Here is a 14,569-nt window from a genome sequence, read left to right as displayed (position 1 = left end):
TCCCCGAGGAGCGGCCCCACGGTCGCGTGGCTACTGGGTCGTGCAGACGGTGCCGTTGAGGGTGAAGACGTCGGGCAGGACGTTCGGGCCGCTGTAGTTGCCGACGAAGCCGATCGTGGTGGACGCCCCCGTGGCGAGGGAGCCGTTGCCGGACTCGTTGACGACCTTGACGTCCGGCCCGTTCTGCGTCCAGACGGCGCTCCAGCCGCTGCCCAGGCTCTGCCACGTCCTGGGCCAGCTGAAGTTCAGGGTCCAGCCGTTGATCGGGGCGCCGTTGTTGGTGATGTCGATGGCGCCGACGTAGCCGCTGGCCCAGTCGGTCTGCACGGTGAGCCGTGCCGAGCAGGAGCTCGCCGCGGGCGTGCCGGTGGTGAACGTCAACGGTGGCGAGGCCCAGGAGAGGCCGCCGCCGCTGTCCCTCGCGATCACGTTGAGCGTGTAGCGGGTGCCCGGCTTGAGGTTGTGCACCGTGAACGAGGTCCCGGTGGTCTCCCCGAGCTGCTCGCTGATGCCTCCGTTCTGGCGGTGGAGCTCGTACTTGACGATCGGGCGCGAGCCGGGGGAGGCGGCGGGCCAGGAGATCGTGGCGGTCTTGTCCGTCACCTGAGCGGCCGTGGGCTGCCCTGGCGCGCCGGGGCCGCCGGTCTGGGGTGTGGCGGGGTGCAGGATGAGCGTGGTCAGGGAGAGCGGCGGCAGCGTCTGGCTCGTCGCGCTGCCGGTGCTCGAGGTGGTGATGGCGGTCGCGCCGTTGGTGTGCGTCAGCACGGTGGGCGCCCCCGAGGCGGGGCTGTAGCCCGTGTAGTCGATCGCGACGGGGTATGACGTGTCCGACGAGGTGTTGATCAGCATGACCGCCAGGTCGCCGTTGGGCCGGCGGGCGGCGTGCGCGCTGACCTTCGCCTGGTCGGTCGCGGCCCGGACGAACTGGTCACCCGGGCGGGCGAACTTGCTCACCATCTGGAGCGCGTAGTACGGCGCGAAGGGCGTGTTGAGCGCCGGCTCGCAGACGCTGCCGTCGGACGTGCACGTCCCGCTGGACAGCAGGCCGAAGTCGCCGTAGTCGGTGTGCCCCTCGACCTGTGTGACGGTGCCGATGCCGTTGTGCACGTTCCACCAGTCGACCGTGAACACGCCGTTCGCCAGCAGCGTCGCGTACGAGTCCGCGGCGGCCAGCGCGCCGGGCTGGGTGTTCGTGCCGTTGCTGTTCGACCCGGTGTTGAACTCGGTCATGGCGATGCCGATCCGCTCGGAGCCGGCCCCTGCGTACTTCGCGATTTGCTGCCGGGTGAGCTGGACTATGTCGGGCACGTGTCCGGTCTTGTCCAGGGCGCCCGGATACCAGTGCACGATCGCGAAGTCGATCTTCGGTCCGGCGATCGACAGGACGACCTTGTTCCAGCTGCCGCTGTCGCCGTCGGCGACGATGGCGTCGGGCCAGTTGGCGGCCGTGGTCAGCACCGCGCCGATCTTGATGGTGGGGTCGACCGCCTTCATGGCGTCCGCGTAGGCCACGACGTGGCGGGCGTACTCGGCCGGGCTCTTGTCGGCGTGGTTGTCGGCCTCCCAGGCGGCGCCGTAGTGGCCGTTGCCGTAGTTCTCGTTGCCGATCTCCCAGTACCTGATGCCGTAGCCCTTGGTGACGTTGGCCTGGCGCACCCAGGCCGCGGCCTCCTCGGCGGTGCCGGTGCCGTAGTTGGCGGTCACCATCGCCTGCGCCCCGGTACGCCGTACCCCGCGCATGAAGGTGTCGAAGTCGGTGTTGGGAGCCACGTAGCCGCCTGGAGCGGTGTGGTCGGCCCAGTGGTAGATGTCGGAGTAGGAGCCGCCCGGGTAACGCAGGAGCTGCACGCCCGCGTCCTTGAGCCGGTCGGCGGTCTCGTCAGTGCCCAGGTTCGTGTCCCAGATCGCATGGTTGGAACCGATGCCGGTTTCGGGGACGGTCGCGAGAGCGGCGCGCGCGTTGACGGTCACCGCGACAGGGGCGACGTCGTCGGCGTACGCCGCGGGGGCGTTCAGGGTGGTCAGCGTCAGCAGTAAGGCGGACGCGGCTCGTAACAACGTTCGGGGCATCGGCGTACCTCGCCTGGTCAGCGGAATTCACTCGACGCCTCCTCCTGACCAGGAGGCACCATGATCATGAGGGGGTCTCGCCAACCCGTCAAACAATGGTGAAACTTTCAGATGTGGATCTTCTACTCGTACGGCTGCGGGAAGCCGGATTCGACGCCGTGTCCGCGGAGACGGCCAATGGGGGAGTGGTGGCGCTGGCGGGCCTCGCGACCCTGCGCGACGGAACGCGCGTGTTCGCGAAGACCCTGCGCACGCCCGTACAGGACCTGTTCGAGGTCGAGGCCGAAGGGCTGCGGGCGCTGCGCGAGCTGGGCGGCGCCACCACTCCCGAGGTGCTGGCGGCCACCGCCGATCTGCTCGTGCTCGAACCCCTGCCGCCGCGCCGCGACGACGACGAGCGCTTCTGGGAGAGGCTGGCGCACACCGTCGCCACCCTCCACACCGCCACGGCCGACCGGTTCGGCTGGCATCGGGACGGCTGGCTGGGGCGGCTGCGCCAGGACAACACCTGGGACGAGGACGGGCACGCCTTCTTCGCCCAGCGCAGGATCCTGCGCTGGCTGCCGGAGCCGCTGGTGGAGGCGGCCTTCGACCGCGAGGAGCGCCGGGCGCTCGAACGTCTCTGCGCCGCGCTCCCCGAGCTGCTCCCGCCACAGTCACCGGTGCTGACGCACGGCGACCTGTGGCGCGAGAACATCCTCTGCGGCCAGGCCGGCGGCCCGGCGCTGATCGATCCGGCCGTCTCCTACAGCTGGGCGGAGGCCGACCTCAGCATGCTCTGGTGCTCTCCGCGGTCGCCTGCCGCGGACCGGTTCTTCGAGGTGTACGCGGACACGGCGCGCCTGGACGGCGGCTGGCGGGACCGCATGCCGGTGTTCCACCTGCGCGAGCTGCTGAGCAGCATCGCGCACGACGACAACGCGCCTGAGTGCGCCGCGGTCGTGCGCGAGATCATCAGGCCCTTCGCCTAGTTGTACTTGTACAGCCTGGTGGCGACCCGCCGGTTGTGGTTGTACACCGAGGCGCGGTACATGCTGACGGCCAGGTCACCGTGCTCGGCCTTGCCGCAGGTGTTCACCCCGGCCAGCTGGTGGATCTCGAAACGCGCGCTCGGGTCTCCGGCGATGAAGTATTGGGCGCGGGCCTGGTACTTGTCGGCGCCCGTGTCACAGGCGAAGACGAACGTGTTCTGCTCGCCGAAGCACACGGTCGCGGCGCCCCTGGTGGAGGTGCAGGTCTTGGCTCGGGCACGGGCCTCGGCGGGCGTGACCCGAGTTTCCCGCTTAATCGGATATTTCGTCATATTGCGTACGGTTTTCCACCGGCCGAACTTGACCCGATGATTCCCTTCGTAAAGAGCCGCCCGGAACGTCACGATCCTCCCGATTTCTCGGTTTCCTCGGACCTCGCCCCCTCGTCCCAGATTGTGGATGACGTACTTGGTGCCCAGGTAGCCGTTGAGGTAGTACTCGACGGCGGGATGGAAGTGGTCGTTCGCCGTGTCCTCGATCGTGATGCCCGGCCGATCGCTCCCGTCCGGCCCCACGCACGCCTCCGCGCCCTTGAGCCGAAGGCATTCGGGCTCTTTCTCGACCGCCGCCGGCCTGGTGACGGCGGGAGTGGACGCGGTGACCGCCGGAGTCGCCGGGCGGGGCTCCGCCTCGGCCGCCGCCCCGTTGAACACTGTGGCGCTCATCGCCACAGCCGCTATGAATATCCGTCTTAACGTCACCGGAACCTCACCAGCCTCACAAGTCACACTCGCCTGTTTGGGTGTGACGCGAAAAATGAGGGAAAGGTTCCGAAATTTGCACAAGGGCGTTCAGCGGCCGTTCATGCGGTGCCGGGACGTCAGCGTGGCCAGCGTGAGCAGGAGCGCGCTCTGGGCGAGCATGCCGGGCGCGAGCGGCGGCGCCTGGCCGACCGACTTGGTGAGCGCGTACCACCATTGGGTGAGCGGGGAGAGAGCGTCCCACGCGGGATCGGCCGCGCCCGCGCCGTGGTTGACGGACACGTGCATGAAGACGCCGTACGCGGACGCGAGCAGGACGACCAGCGCGATCACGCGTACCACGGTGGTCGCCCGAGGGGAGTCACGCAGGAGGAGCAGCGCGAGCGCGAGCCCGAGCAGCGCCAGGGCCGCCCACGGGATCAGCTGCACCGGGCTCTGCCAGTGGCGTTCGAAGGCGAGCTCGAGAGCGGCGCCCAGGATGCCGATCGCGACCAGCCCCAGCAGGCCGAGGCGGACCAGGCCGGGGCGGGCAGCCAGTTCTGGCGTGGTCGAGGTCGAAGTGGAGGCCATGCGGGGGTCACCATCCGGGTACGAGAAGATCTCCGGTCGTCTCCAAGCTCTCCCGGCTCCTTCAGAGGTTCCTGTACGAATTCTGAAGATCTCGTGAGAAAGCGCTCAATCTGGACTCGTCAGAAGTCGCGCCACTCGTCGCCCGGCACGCTAGCAAGCACCCATGACAAACTCCGTGGAAGTGATCTCGCCTGCGGAGGATCATTGCGGCATGGACTTACTCGCGGCCATCGTGGCGATCCTCGCCCTCGTGCTCAACGGCCTGATGTCCGGCCTGTACTTCGCGTTCTCGACGGCGGTGGCGCCGGCTCTCGACGCCATCGACAAGGACCAGGCGGCCGTCGCCATGCGCAGCGTCAACAGGAAGATCCTCAACCCGAGGTTCCTGCCCACGTTCACGCTGTCGCCGGTCGTCGCGCTGGCCGCCGGGATCCTCCTGCTGCTGGCCGGGGCCGGCCTGCCGGGCGTCCTGGCCATCGCGGCCGCGGTGGCCGGCTTCCTCGGCTCGATCGTGGTGACGGCCGTGGTCAACGTGCCGCTGAACAACGCGCTCGACGCGGGCAGCGTGGACTGGCCGGGCTACTCGCCCCGCTGGACCCGCTGGAACAGCGTCCGCGGCTGGGCCTGCGCACTCGCCGTGGCCCTCCTGGGCGCGGCGCTCCACCTCTGGGAGTGATCGCCGTGGTGCCGGACAGGCATCGCCGAGCGAGACCCGGAAATGCCTGTCCACCTCCGGCGGTGCTCCCGGCCGCTACATGTTGATCATGTGGCCGGCGAGGCCGTGGATCGCCTCCTTGACGGCTTCCCCGAGCGTGGGGTGCGCGTGGACGTTGCGCGCGACCTCGTGCACCGTCAGGTCCCACTGCTGGGCCAGCGTCAGCTCCGGCAGCAGCTCGGTGACCTCGGGCCCGATCAGGTGGGCGCCGAGCAGCTCGCCGTGCGTGTCATCGCTGATGATCTTGACGAACCCGGCCGTGTCGCCCAGCCCGTGCGCCTTGCCGTTCGCCGTGAACGGGAACTTCGCCACCTTCACGTCGTAGCCCAGGTCACGAGCCTGCGCCTCGGTGTAGCCGAAGCTCGCCACCTGCGGCTGGCAGTACGTCGCGCGCGGGATCATCACATAGTCGAGCTCCATGGTCTCCGCGTCGGCGATCGTCTCGGCGGCGATGATGCCCATGGACTCCGCGGCGTGCGCCAGCATCAGCTTGGCGGTGACGTCGCCGATGGCGAAGATGTGCGGCACGCTCGTACGGCAGCGCCCGTCCACCGCGACGGCGCCCCGGTCGGTCAGCGCCACGCCCGTCTTCTCCAGGCCGTAGCCGTCGACACGCGGCTGGAACCCGATGGCCTGCAGCACCTTGTCGGCCTCGAGCACCTGCGTCTGGTCGCCCCTGGTGACGGTGACCTTGACTGAGGCGCCGGTGTCCTCGATGGCGTCCACGCGGGTCGAGGTCAGCACCTCGATGCCGAGCCGCTTGTAGCGCTTGGCCAGCTCGGCCGACACCTCCTCGTCCTCCAGCGGCACGATCCGGTCGAGGAACTCCACGATCGTCACCTTGACGCCGTAGTTGTGCAGCACGTACGCGAACTCCACCCCGATCGCGCCGGCGCCCGCGATGATGATGCTGCGCGGCAGCTCCTCGGTGAGGATCTGCTCCTCGTACGTCACCACGCGCTCCGACAGCTGCGTGCCGGGGATCAGACGAGTGGTCGCCCCCGCCGCGATGATGCAGTGGGAGAACGTGATCGTCTCGCCGTTCACCTGGATCGTGTTGGCGTCCAGGAACGTGCCGCGCCCGTCGTACTCCGTGATGGCGTTCTTCTTCATCAGGTAGTGAACGCCCTTGACCCGCCCGTCGGCCACCTTGCGGCTGCGCTGGAAGGCCGCCCCGTAGTCGAAGCTGACCTGGCCGCTGATGCCGAACGTCTTGGCCTCGTTGTTGAAGATGTGGGCCAGCTCGGCGTTGCGCAGCAGCGCCTTGGACGGGATGCAGCCCACGTTCAGGCAGACGCCACCCCAGTACTTCTCCTCGACGACCGCGGTGCGCAGTCCGAGCTGGGCGGCGCGGACCGCGGCCGTGTACCCTCCCGGACCCGCGCCGAGAACGACGACGTCATAGTGAGTGCTCATGAGTCGGACCATACCGTCCGCTAGACATCGACCTTGTACGAGAGGGTCAGCTCGTCGGCGGGCACCCCGCGGATGCCCCAGTTCGTCTTGGGCATCTCGATGATGGTGATCTCCACGTCCTCCGGGTCGTATCCGGACTTGTCGTAGATCTCCCGGATCAGCGCCCGCTTGGCGTCGTCGCTGCGCCCGGTGAAGCAGATCACCTCGATGATGAGGTAATTGTCACTGCGCCCCGGGCAGACGAAGTCGTCCCCGTCCAGCAGCAGGAACCGGTGGAACCGCTTCTCCGGCGGCAGGCCCCACGCGCTCACCAGGCACGACTGCACCAGATCGGAGATCTCCCGCTGCCGTCCGGCCCACACGTCCCTGCGCCCGTACACCTTCACCTGTGCCATGCAGGCCAATATAGGGTCGGCCAATATAGAGGTGTGATCCGCATACTCCTGGCCGACGACGAGGCCATGATCCGCGCCGGGGTCAAGGCGATACTCGAGTCCGACCCGTCGCTGCAGGTGGTGGCCGAGGCGGGCGACGGCAGGCAGGCCGTCGACCTGGCCATCAGCCACCGCCCCGACGTGGCGCTGCTCGACATCCGCATGCCGAGGCTCGACGGGCTGGCCGCGGCGGGGGAGCTGCGCAGGGTCGCGCCGCGGACGGCCGTGGTGATGCTGACCACATTCGGGGAGGACGACTACATCGCCAAGGCGCTCGACGTGGGGGCGAGCGGGTTCCTGCTCAAGTCGGGCGACCCACGCGAGCTGATCGCCGGGATCCACGCGGTGGCCGAGGGGGCGGCGTACCTGTCGCCGAAGGTCGCGCAGCGGGTGATCGCGCAGCTCGCCGGCGGCAGGATGGCCAAGGGCGCCAGGGCCCGCGACCGCATCGAGGCGCTCACCGACCGCGAGCGCGACGTGCTCGCCCTGCTCGGCGCGGGCATGTCCAACGCCGAGATCGCCCGCGAGCTGCACATCGTCGAAGGCACGGTGAAGGCGTACGTGAGCGCCATCCTCACCGGTCTCGACGTGCGCAACCGCGTGCAGGCCGCGATCATCGCCCACGAGGCCGGGTTGGTAGCCTGACCCGTGATGTATCGCCTCGTGTTCACGCAGGTCTTGCGGCGTTTCGACGCCGAGGCCGTGCACCATCTCACCGTGAGCGCCTTCGCGCTCCTCGCCCGGCTGCCCGTGCTCAAGCGGCTGCTCCACCGGGCGCTCGCCCCGCACGACCCGGCCCTGCGGGTGACCGCGTTCGGCGTGCACTTCCCCGGCCCGCTCGGGCTGGCCGCCGGGTTCGACAAGGACGCCGCGTGTGCCGAGGCCATCGCCGCGCTCGGCTTCGGCCACGTCGAGGTCGGCACGATCACCGCGCACGCCCAGCCGGGAAACCCGCGCCCGCGCCTGTTCAGGCTGGTGCGCGAGCGCGCCCTGATCAACCGGATGGGCTTCAACAACGCCGGGGCCGTGGCCGCCGCCCGCAGGCTGCGCCGCGCCCGCGGCGTCCCCGTCGTGGTCGGGGTGAACATCGGCAAGACCAAGGTGGTGCCCGAGTCGGGGGCCGTGGCCGACTACGTGGCCAGCGCCAAGGAGCTCGCCCCGCTGGCCGACTACCTCGTGGTCAACGTCAGCTCGCCCAACACGCCGGGCCTGCGCGACCTCCAGGCGGTCTCGCTGCTGCGGCCGCTGCTCACCGCGGTCAAGGAGGTCGCGGACGCCACGCCCCGCCCCACGCCGCTGCTGGTGAAGATCGCGCCCGACCTCGCCGACGAGGACGTGGACGCGGTCGCCGACCTGGCGGTGGAGCTGGGCCTGGACGGGATCATCGCCACCAACACCACGATCAGGCACGGCGGCGAGACGGGTGGGCTGTCGGGCCGCCCGCTCAAGGGCCGTTCACTGGAGGTGCTCAGGCGCCTGCGCGCCAAGGTCGGCGACCGGCTCACGCTGGTGTCGGTGGGCGGCGTGGAGGACGTGGACGACGTATGGGAGCGCCTGCTGGCCGGGGCGACCCTGGTCCAGGGCTACACGGGCTGGATCTACGGCGGCCCGCTCTGGGCCTCGCGCATCCACCGGCAGCTCTCCAGGCGCGTACGCCGCCACGGACTGAAGTCCATCACCGAGGCCATCGGCCGCACGGCCTAATCTAGGCGGGTGATCGAAGAAGTGCCCCTTTCGGACGGCGTCGTCATGCGACCTGCCGCCGTGCAGGACGCCGAGGCCCTCCTGCACGCCTACACCCGCAACCGCGACCATCTGAAGCCATGGGAGCCCCGCAGGCCCGCGGACTTCTTCACCCTGCCGGGCCAGGCCATGCGGCTCAAGGACCTGCTGGAGCAGCAGGCGCAGGGCCGCACGATGCCCTGGGTGCTCGTGGACGGCGACAAGATCGTGGGCCGCATGACGCTCAACAGCATCGTCCGCGGCCCCTGGCTCAGCGCCGACCTCGGCTACTGGATCGACGCCGACTACACCGGCCGCGGCCTGGCCACCGCGGCCGTGCGGGAGGTGTGTCGCATCGCCGACCAGGAGCTCGGGCTGCACAGGATCGCGGCGGGCACGTTGCTGGACAACGTGGCCTCGCAGAACGTGCTGCTCAAGGCCGGGTTCGAGCCTTACGGCACCGCGGAGCGCTACCTCGCGATCGACGGCAGGTGGCAGGACCACCGCCTCTTCCAGCGCATTCTCAACGACCGCCCGGCACCCTGAGTCACAGGCTCGGCCGGGTCGACTCCGCGTCGTGGGTCATGGCGTCGATGCGGGCCATCACGTCGGAGACGTTCACCACGCCCGGCCGGTGCGGGCGCCGCCGCTGCCAGGGGTGCGGCCCCGCGAGGGGCCGGTACTCCACCCCGATCGCGTCCAGCCGCCCCAGGTGCTCCGCCAGCCGCCCGGTGAAGCCGTCAGAGGACGACCCCGCCCAGGCCACCTCTGCCAGGGCGCAGGCCCGCGGCCACAGGCGGTAGTCCACCGTACGGGCGTCCGGCACGCGCTCGGTCCAGAGCTGCGCCTGCATCCCCACGACCCGGGCACGCTCCCCGTCCGTCCACGAGGCGGGCGCGGGGTCGAAGGCGGCCACGTCGGAGACGGTGATCGCGTCCCCGATGGCCATCGGCTCGTCGGCGGAGGACGACTCCGCGTAGTCGAAGTACAGCGGGAACACCGGGGTCGCCACCACGTCGTGACCCGCCGCGGCGGCCCGCCGGCCCACGCCCATGCCCCGCCACGGCATGACCAGGGTGTCCTGGCGCAGCCCGCCGCTGACGAACGCCTCGTCCCACACCACGGCCCGCGCGCCCCGCTCGGCCAGCGCGTCCGCGAGCCGCCGCAGGAACCACGCCTGCAGGTCGTTGGACGAGGCCAGCCCGAGCGAGTCGCGGTACGCGACGATCTCCGCCGACTCGCTCCAGTGGTCCAGCACGACCTCGTCGCCGCCGATGTGCACGTAGGGCGTCTCGCCGAGCGCCCCGATCAGCTCGTCGAAGATCGTGGTCAGGAACTCGACGGTCGGCGGCAGCGGCGACAGGATCGCGGGGGAGATGCCCCACCGGTCGAGCACGTCGTACGGCTCCCCGGTGGCCCCGAGCGCCGGGTACGCCGCCAGGATCGCCGACGCGTGCCCCGGCACGTCGATCTCGGGAACGATCGTGACGCACCGGGCGCGGGCGTAGGCGCCGATCTCCGCCAGGTCGTCGAGCGTGTAGTGGCCGCCGTGCGGGATCTCGTCGTACGCCACCGGCCCCCGGTGGAAGTTGGTCATCGTGCGCGGCCGGTGCGAGGAGACCTCGTGCAGCAGCGGGTACGCCCGGCTCTCCACCCGCCACCCCTGGTCGTCAACCAGATGGAGATGGAGGCGGTTGAGCTTGTGCACCGCCATCAGGTCGATCAGGCGGAGTATCTCCCGCTTGGGGAAGAAATGTCGCGCCACGTCCAGGTGCAGCCCGCGCCAGGCGAACCGCGGCGCGTCCTCGATCCGCATCCCGGGCACGGGCCACGAGGCTGCGGTGGAGAAGCGGTAGGAGGCGTCGGGCAGCAACTGGTGCAGTGACTGCGCCGCGTAGAAGGCCCCGGCACGCCCGCCGGCCACGATCTCCACGCCCCGCGAGCCGACCGTCAGCCGGTACGCCTCCTCGCCCAGCCCCGGATCCCGTCGTACGTCGATCTCACCCGAGTCGCCGGGACGCAGGTCCAGCCTGGGCAGCGCGCGGCGTACGGCGTCGACCAGGTCGCCGGACACGGTCGCACCCGAGGTCAGCTCGAAGGAACCGGAAAGCTCGGTGAGCAGCTCTGGGCGAGGAATCATGCTTTGAGATAGTGCTGCAATCCGTTCGCCAGCGCCACCGCGACCTTCTGCCGGAACTTCGGATCCTGCATCTTGGCCGCCTCGCCGGCGTTGCGCATGTTGCCGCACTCGATGAAGATCTTCGGCACCGTGGACAGGTTGAGCCCGCCGAGGTCGTTGCGGTAGTCGAGCGCGTTGCGGCCGATGTAGTTGGAGTACGGGATGCCGGTGCCCTTGGCGTAGGCGTTCCGTACGTCGATCCCCAGCTTGCTCGAGGCGCCCACGACCTTGTCCACAGGGCCGTTGATCTTCTTCGGCATGATGACGTGGAAGCCGCGGTTGCCCGGGGCCGACCCGTCGCCGTGGATGGAGATCGCCGCGTCGGCGTCGGCCTTGTTGCCGATCGCGGCCCGCTGGGTGATGCAGGGGCCGACGCCGTTGTTGCTTGGCCTGGTCAGCTCGACCTTGGCGCCGCGCTCCTCGAGGATCTTGACGAGCCGCTGTGAGACGTCCCACGTGAAGGCGGCCTCGGTGTAGCCGCTGTTGGTCTGGGTGCCCGTCGTGTCGCAGGCCTTCCACTGGGTCAGCACGTTGACCTTGCGGTTGATGGCCTTCGGATCGCGGTAGTTGCCGCCGTTGTGGCCGGGGTCGATCACGACGACCTTGCCCTCGAGCGGCTTGGCGCTTGGCGGGGCCTGCTTGGCGGGGGCCTGCTCCACGACGGTCGCGGGAGCGGCCTGACCTGCGGCGGCGCCACCGGAGCCGGTGCCGCCACACGCGGAGGCGATCAGGCCGCAAACGGCGAGTACTGAGGCTGGCAGAGCACGCATGGCATCCAACTTACGACAAGCCCGGGGCACAAACCGGTTTTATGCCGATCGCGGCGGGGTCGAGTGGGCCGTGCGTCCTCTGCGAGCGCACGCACTCACCAGACGTGCTCGCCGACCTCCTGCCGCTCCAGCAGGGCGGCCAGCTCCCGCGCGTCCTCGGCGTCGAGCCCGAGGACGACGCGGGGCCGCCCCCACGGGTGGTCGAGGGAGTGGGCGACGTAGCTGGCGACCGACTCCGCGGTGCCGTCGTTGCCCCGGCCCCTTCCCGCCCGCCAGTGCCCCCAGGCACGCTCGAGCTCGGCCGCCGCGCGCTGGGCGCAAGACACCAGTTCCGGATCACGCATGACTGTTCCCCCGGATCAGATCGTGACCGGAGTGAATCCGGCCACAATTAGCATGACCCTGACGAGTAAACAGCCGCGCGGCCACGTCTCCGCGCGGCTTGACCCAGCTTTGGGGCTCTGCGAACAAGAAACCTGCCCAGCAGACTGCCGCCCTACCGTCGCTTGCGTGATCCTCGCCTCAGCGGCAGTCAGCTTTGCAGATTTCTCATTCGTCTCAAGCGGGGCCCGTGCTCCGTCGCACGATCAGCTCGGGGTGGATCTCCCGCATGCGGGAGACCTTGGCGGGGTCCCCGATCCGGTCGCTCAGCAGCGCTGCCGCAGACCTGCCCATGGAGCGGCGGGCCTGGTCGACGGAGGTGAGCGACACGTGATGTGAGGCCGCCAGGTGCGTGTTGTCGTAGCCGACGACCGAGAGGTCTCCCGGGACGCTCAGGCCCAGTTCGCCCGCGGCCGCCAGCACGCCGAGCGCCACCACGTCATTGGCGGCGAAGATCGCCGTGGGCCTTGGATCGCGGGTCAGCAGCGCGAGCGCCGCCTCCTTGCCGCTCTCCTCGGTCGAGTCCGCGGCCTCGACCATGATGTACGGCGCCAGCGAGTGCCTGCGCATCGCCACGAGGTAGCCCTCGCAGCGCGACGACCGGCGGCCCTCGATGTGCGCGATGCGCTTGTGGCCCAGTTCGACCAGGTGATCGATGGCCAGGCGGGCGCCGAGCTGGTCGTCGTCGACCACGATGTCGACGCCGTCGAGCTCGATGTCACGTTCCCCTACGACGACGGTCGGGGTGTAGGCGGTGGCCTCGATCAGCGTCTCGCTGGTCGGCGGGATGCCCAGGAGGACCAGCCCGTCCACCCGGAGCTCGAGGAAGGCCTCGACGGCCTCGTCCTCGAAGGCCGGGTCCCACTGGCTGTTCCCGATGAGCATGCGCAGCCCGTCGCCGTGCAGGCTCTCCTGCAGGCCGTCGAGGAACTCGGCGTAGAACGGATTGTGCAGGTCGGCGACGAGCGCGCCCACCAGATGCGTACGGCCTTCCACCAGGCTCCGCGCGACCGCGTTCGGCCGGTAGCCGAGTTCGCGGGCGGCCTGCAGCACGGCCTGGCGCCGGTGCTCGCTCACGTGCGGGGATCCGCGCAGTACGAGAGAGACCAGCGATTTCGAGACGCCGGCTCGTTCGGCGACGTTGCGAATGGTCGGTCTGGGCCGAGGCAGCGTGTCTACCTCTCTGAGCTCAGTAATGGTTGAAGTGTTGACGGGCGGTCCTGACATGTGTCTCCCCCGCGATGCGGATATGGGCACCTGTCTGACCAAACGATCGAGTTAGCCGCAGGGTACGGCCTCCGTCACTGATTGCCGCAGGGATGCCGATATTGACCGGATATCCACACGTCAGCCGATGGCATGGCGTCGGCTACTGTGCAGGTGTGACACCCGGGAAGTCAGCCGAGACGGCACGGCCGGCGCGGCGCAGGCTCAGCGTCGACCGGCGTCGCGAGGAGCTGATGGCGGCCGCGCTCGAGCTGTTCAGCACCCGTGACGCGGAAGACGTCTCGATCGACGACGTGGCCTCCGCGGCAGGAGCTTCGCGGGCCCTGGTCTACCACTACTTCGGCGGCAAACAGGAGCTCTATGTGGCCGCGCTGAGGAGCGCGGCGGAGCAGCTGGAGTCCCGGCTGCGTCCCCAAGAGGGCGGCAGGCCGCTCGACGAGCTGGCCTCGGGGCTCAGACGCTACTTCGACTTCGTCGAGGAGCACGCGACCGGTTTCGCCGCGTTGCTGCGTGGCGGCCCCGCCAACAGGGCGGGCGAGATCGGGGAGATCGTCGACGGTGTGCGCCAGCGCCTCTTCCGCCTGATCCAGAAGCAGATGAACGTCGACGAGCCGAGCCCGGTGCTCCGCATGACCCTGCGGTCGTGGATCGCCTCAGTGGAGACGTCCGGCCTCGACTGGCTCGAGCATCGCGACATCGAACGGCCGACGCTGGAGAAGCTGCTCGTCGATCACATGGTCGCGCTGCTCCGCGTGGCCGCCGCGCACGACGGCGACGTGGCCAGGCTGCTCGAACGCTTGGTGTAGCGAGAAGAATGGCGCCGGGCGGGCGGCGCCACCTCTCCCGTGCGACGTTGTCGTCACAGTGGTGGACCAGGCCGTCGGCCTGGCTCACCAAACCCCCCTGAGGTTCGTGACGACCCCTCATTCACTCCGAGCGCTGCTGCGGAATGCCCGCGAGCAGTGCCCGGACCTCGGTCTCCCGGTAACGCCGATGACCGCCGAGGGTGCGAATCGACGTCAACTTACCCGCCTTTGCCCACCGCGTAACGGTCTTGGGGTCGACCCTGAACATGGTCGCGACCTCGGCGGGCGTGAGCAGTGGCTCGGCCTCGGGTGTACGAGCTGACATTTGTGCGGCCTCTCCTCCGTGTGGACCGGCTTAGCGATCCTGTGACTGCCTTTGCGCGTGTCACGGATGTCCCCCTATGGCGCAGAGCGTGCGGCTTTTCCGAGCCATATGCGGCATCACCCGATGTGACCATACCGCCACGCAGAGCGATTGGCGAGCCCTTCTTTGACCCAACTGCCCGCCCCCATGGGGATGTCACGCTCGGTGATTCTAGCGACACGG

16 protein-coding genes are annotated in these 14,569 nt (G+C 69.6%); 6 read left to right on the top strand and 10 right to left on the bottom strand.

The window, feature by feature from the left end; translation table 11 throughout:
* Positions 1–30: 30 nt before the first annotated feature.
* Positions 31–2,070, bottom strand: coding sequence for a cellulose binding domain-containing protein (locus tag ABN273_RS39015; RefSeq protein ID WP_349454267.1), 2,040 nt, complete (start codon positions 2,068–2,070; stop codon positions 31–33).
* Between the two features lie 113 nt (positions 2,071–2,183).
* Here ABN273_RS39015 and ABN273_RS39010 point away from each other — a divergent pair, with 113 nt between their 5' ends.
* Positions 2,184–3,041 (top strand): fructosamine kinase family protein, encoded by an 858-nt coding sequence (locus ABN273_RS39010; RefSeq protein ID WP_349454266.1) that lies wholly within the window; start codon positions 2,184–2,186, stop codon positions 3,039–3,041.
* Here the strand turns inward: ABN273_RS39010 and ABN273_RS39005 are convergent.
* Together ABN273_RS39005 and ABN273_RS39000 are read right to left on the bottom strand one after the other, a co-directional pair.
* On the bottom strand, positions 3,038–3,766 hold the full coding sequence (locus ABN273_RS39005) for a hypothetical protein (RefSeq protein WP_349454265.1): 729 nt from the start codon (positions 3,764–3,766) through the stop codon (positions 3,038–3,040). The two genes, ABN273_RS39010 and ABN273_RS39005, sit on opposite strands and share 4 nt — an antisense overlap.
* Positions 3,767–3,892: 126 nt before the next feature.
* Positions 3,893–4,372 (bottom strand): hypothetical protein, encoded by a 480-nt coding sequence (locus ABN273_RS39000; protein ID WP_349454264.1) that lies wholly within the window; start codon positions 4,370–4,372, stop codon positions 3,893–3,895.
* A 211-nt stretch (positions 4,373–4,583) separates the two neighbouring features.
* On the opposite strand from ABN273_RS39000, the gene ABN273_RS38995 reads away from it, so the two are divergent.
* Positions 4,584–5,048, top strand: coding sequence for an anthrone oxygenase family protein (locus ABN273_RS38995; protein WP_349454262.1), 465 nt, complete (start codon positions 4,584–4,586; stop codon positions 5,046–5,048).
* 75 nt (positions 5,049–5,123) lie between these two features.
* Here the strand turns inward: ABN273_RS38995 and lpdA are convergent, their stop codons facing one another.
* Both lpdA and ABN273_RS38985 read right to left on the bottom strand, forming a co-directional pair.
* Positions 5,124–6,503 carry a dihydrolipoyl dehydrogenase gene (lpdA, locus tag ABN273_RS38990; RefSeq protein ID WP_349454261.1) on the bottom strand — a complete coding sequence of 460 codons (1,380 nt, stop codon included), beginning with the start codon at positions 6,501–6,503 and terminating at the stop codon, positions 5,124–5,126.
* A 20-nt stretch (positions 6,504–6,523) separates the two neighbouring features.
* On the bottom strand, positions 6,524–6,898 hold the full coding sequence (locus tag ABN273_RS38985; RefSeq protein WP_349454260.1) for a tautomerase family protein: 375 nt from the start codon (positions 6,896–6,898) through the stop codon (positions 6,524–6,526).
* 33 nt (positions 6,899–6,931) lie between these two features.
* Here ABN273_RS38985 and ABN273_RS38980 point away from each other — a divergent pair, with 33 nt between their 5' ends.
* Genes ABN273_RS38980 through ABN273_RS38970 form a run of 3 tightly spaced genes read left to right on the top strand, consistent with a single transcriptional unit; the run spans position 6,932 to position 9,205 of the window.
* Positions 6,932–7,582 (top strand): response regulator, encoded by a 651-nt coding sequence (locus tag ABN273_RS38980; RefSeq protein ID WP_349454259.1) that lies wholly within the window; start codon positions 6,932–6,934, stop codon positions 7,580–7,582.
* A gap of 6 nt (positions 7,583–7,588) precedes the next feature.
* The gene (locus ABN273_RS38975; protein WP_349454257.1) at positions 7,589–8,641 is read left to right on the top strand and encodes a quinone-dependent dihydroorotate dehydrogenase; all 1,053 of its coding nucleotides are present in this window, start codon (positions 7,589–7,591) and stop codon (positions 8,639–8,641) included.
* 9 nt (positions 8,642–8,650) lie between these two features.
* A complete protein-coding gene (locus tag ABN273_RS38970) occupies positions 8,651–9,205 on the top strand; it encodes a GNAT family N-acetyltransferase (protein WP_349454256.1) in 555 nt (184 codons plus the stop codon).
* A 1-nt stretch (position 9,206) separates the two neighbouring features.
* Here the strand turns inward: ABN273_RS38970 and ABN273_RS38965 are convergent, their stop codons facing one another.
* From ABN273_RS38965 to ABN273_RS38950, 4 genes are all read right to left on the bottom strand, one after another.
* A complete protein-coding gene (locus ABN273_RS38965) occupies positions 9,207–10,799 on the bottom strand; it encodes a beta-N-acetylhexosaminidase (RefSeq protein ID WP_349454255.1) in 1,593 nt (530 codons plus the stop codon).
* Positions 10,796–11,608: an N-acetylmuramoyl-L-alanine amidase gene (locus ABN273_RS38960; protein WP_349454253.1), complete on the bottom strand. Its 813-nt coding sequence runs from the start codon at positions 11,606–11,608 to the stop codon at positions 10,796–10,798. The genes ABN273_RS38965 and ABN273_RS38960 overlap by 4 nt, the downstream gene beginning before the upstream one ends.
* 95 nt (positions 11,609–11,703) lie before the next feature.
* Positions 11,704–11,952 (bottom strand): hypothetical protein, encoded by a 249-nt coding sequence (locus tag ABN273_RS38955; protein ID WP_349454252.1) that lies wholly within the window; start codon positions 11,950–11,952, stop codon positions 11,704–11,706.
* 214 nt (positions 11,953–12,166) lie between these two features.
* Positions 12,167–13,216, bottom strand: coding sequence for a LacI family DNA-binding transcriptional regulator (locus tag ABN273_RS38950; RefSeq protein ID WP_349454251.1), 1,050 nt, complete (start codon positions 13,214–13,216; stop codon positions 12,167–12,169).
* Positions 13,217–13,371: 155 nt separating this feature from the next.
* Here ABN273_RS38950 and ABN273_RS38945 point away from each other — a divergent pair, with 155 nt between their 5' ends.
* The gene (locus ABN273_RS38945) at positions 13,372–14,022 is read left to right on the top strand and encodes a TetR/AcrR family transcriptional regulator (protein WP_349454250.1); all 651 of its coding nucleotides are present in this window, start codon (positions 13,372–13,374) and stop codon (positions 14,020–14,022) included.
* A gap of 121 nt (positions 14,023–14,143) precedes the next feature.
* Here ABN273_RS38945 and bldC read toward each other — a convergent pair whose 3' ends face one another.
* Positions 14,144–14,347 carry a developmental transcriptional regulator BldC gene (gene bldC / locus ABN273_RS38940; RefSeq protein ID WP_013133571.1) on the bottom strand — a complete coding sequence of 68 codons (204 nt, stop codon included), beginning with the start codon at positions 14,345–14,347 and terminating at the stop codon, positions 14,144–14,146.
* Positions 14,348–14,569: the final 222 nt, after the last annotated feature.

It is taken from the genome of Nonomuraea sp. B19D2 (assembly GCF_040137845.1).
GTDB lineage: Bacteria > Actinomycetota > Actinomycetes > Streptosporangiales > Streptosporangiaceae > Nonomuraea.
This window is presented reverse-complemented; position numbering and strand designations above follow the sequence as displayed.

What these genes read in the sequence shown, in the direction of transcription:
- bldC (WP_013133571.1), bottom strand. Translation starts at nt 14,347, where the DNA reads ATGTCAGCTCGTACACCCGAGGCCGAGCCACTGCTCACGCCCGCCGAG.
- ABN273_RS39015 (WP_349454267.1), bottom strand. Translation starts at nt 2,070, where the DNA reads ATGCCCCGAACGTTGTTACGAGCCGCGTCCGCCTTACTGCTGACGCTG.
- ABN273_RS38960 (WP_349454253.1), bottom strand. Translation starts at nt 11,608, where the DNA reads ATGCGTGCTCTGCCAGCCTCAGTACTCGCCGTTTGCGGCCTGATCGCC.
- ABN273_RS38950 (WP_349454251.1), bottom strand. Translation starts at nt 13,216, where the DNA reads ATGTCAGGACCGCCCGTCAACACTTCAACCATTACTGAGCTCAGAGAG.
- ABN273_RS39005 (WP_349454265.1), bottom strand. Translation starts at nt 3,766, where the DNA reads ATGAGCGCCACAGTGTTCAACGGGGCGGCGGCCGAGGCGGAGCCCCGC.
- ABN273_RS38985 (WP_349454260.1), bottom strand. Translation starts at nt 6,898, where the DNA reads ATGGCACAGGTGAAGGTGTACGGGCGCAGGGACGTGTGGGCCGGACGG.
- ABN273_RS38965 (WP_349454255.1), bottom strand. Translation starts at nt 10,799, where the DNA reads ATGATTCCTCGCCCAGAGCTGCTCACCGAGCTTTCCGGTTCCTTCGAG.
- ABN273_RS38955 (WP_349454252.1), bottom strand. Translation starts at nt 11,952, where the DNA reads ATGCGTGATCCGGAACTGGTGTCTTGCGCCCAGCGCGCGGCGGCCGAG.
- ABN273_RS38995 (WP_349454262.1), top strand. Translation starts at nt 4,584, where the DNA reads ATGGACTTACTCGCGGCCATCGTGGCGATCCTCGCCCTCGTGCTCAAC.
- ABN273_RS38975 (WP_349454257.1), top strand. Translation starts at nt 7,589, where the DNA reads ATGTATCGCCTCGTGTTCACGCAGGTCTTGCGGCGTTTCGACGCCGAG.
- ABN273_RS39000 (WP_349454264.1), bottom strand. Translation starts at nt 4,372, where the DNA reads ATGGCCTCCACTTCGACCTCGACCACGCCAGAACTGGCTGCCCGCCCC.
- lpdA (WP_349454261.1), bottom strand. Translation starts at nt 6,503, where the DNA reads ATGAGCACTCACTATGACGTCGTCGTTCTCGGCGCGGGTCCGGGAGGG.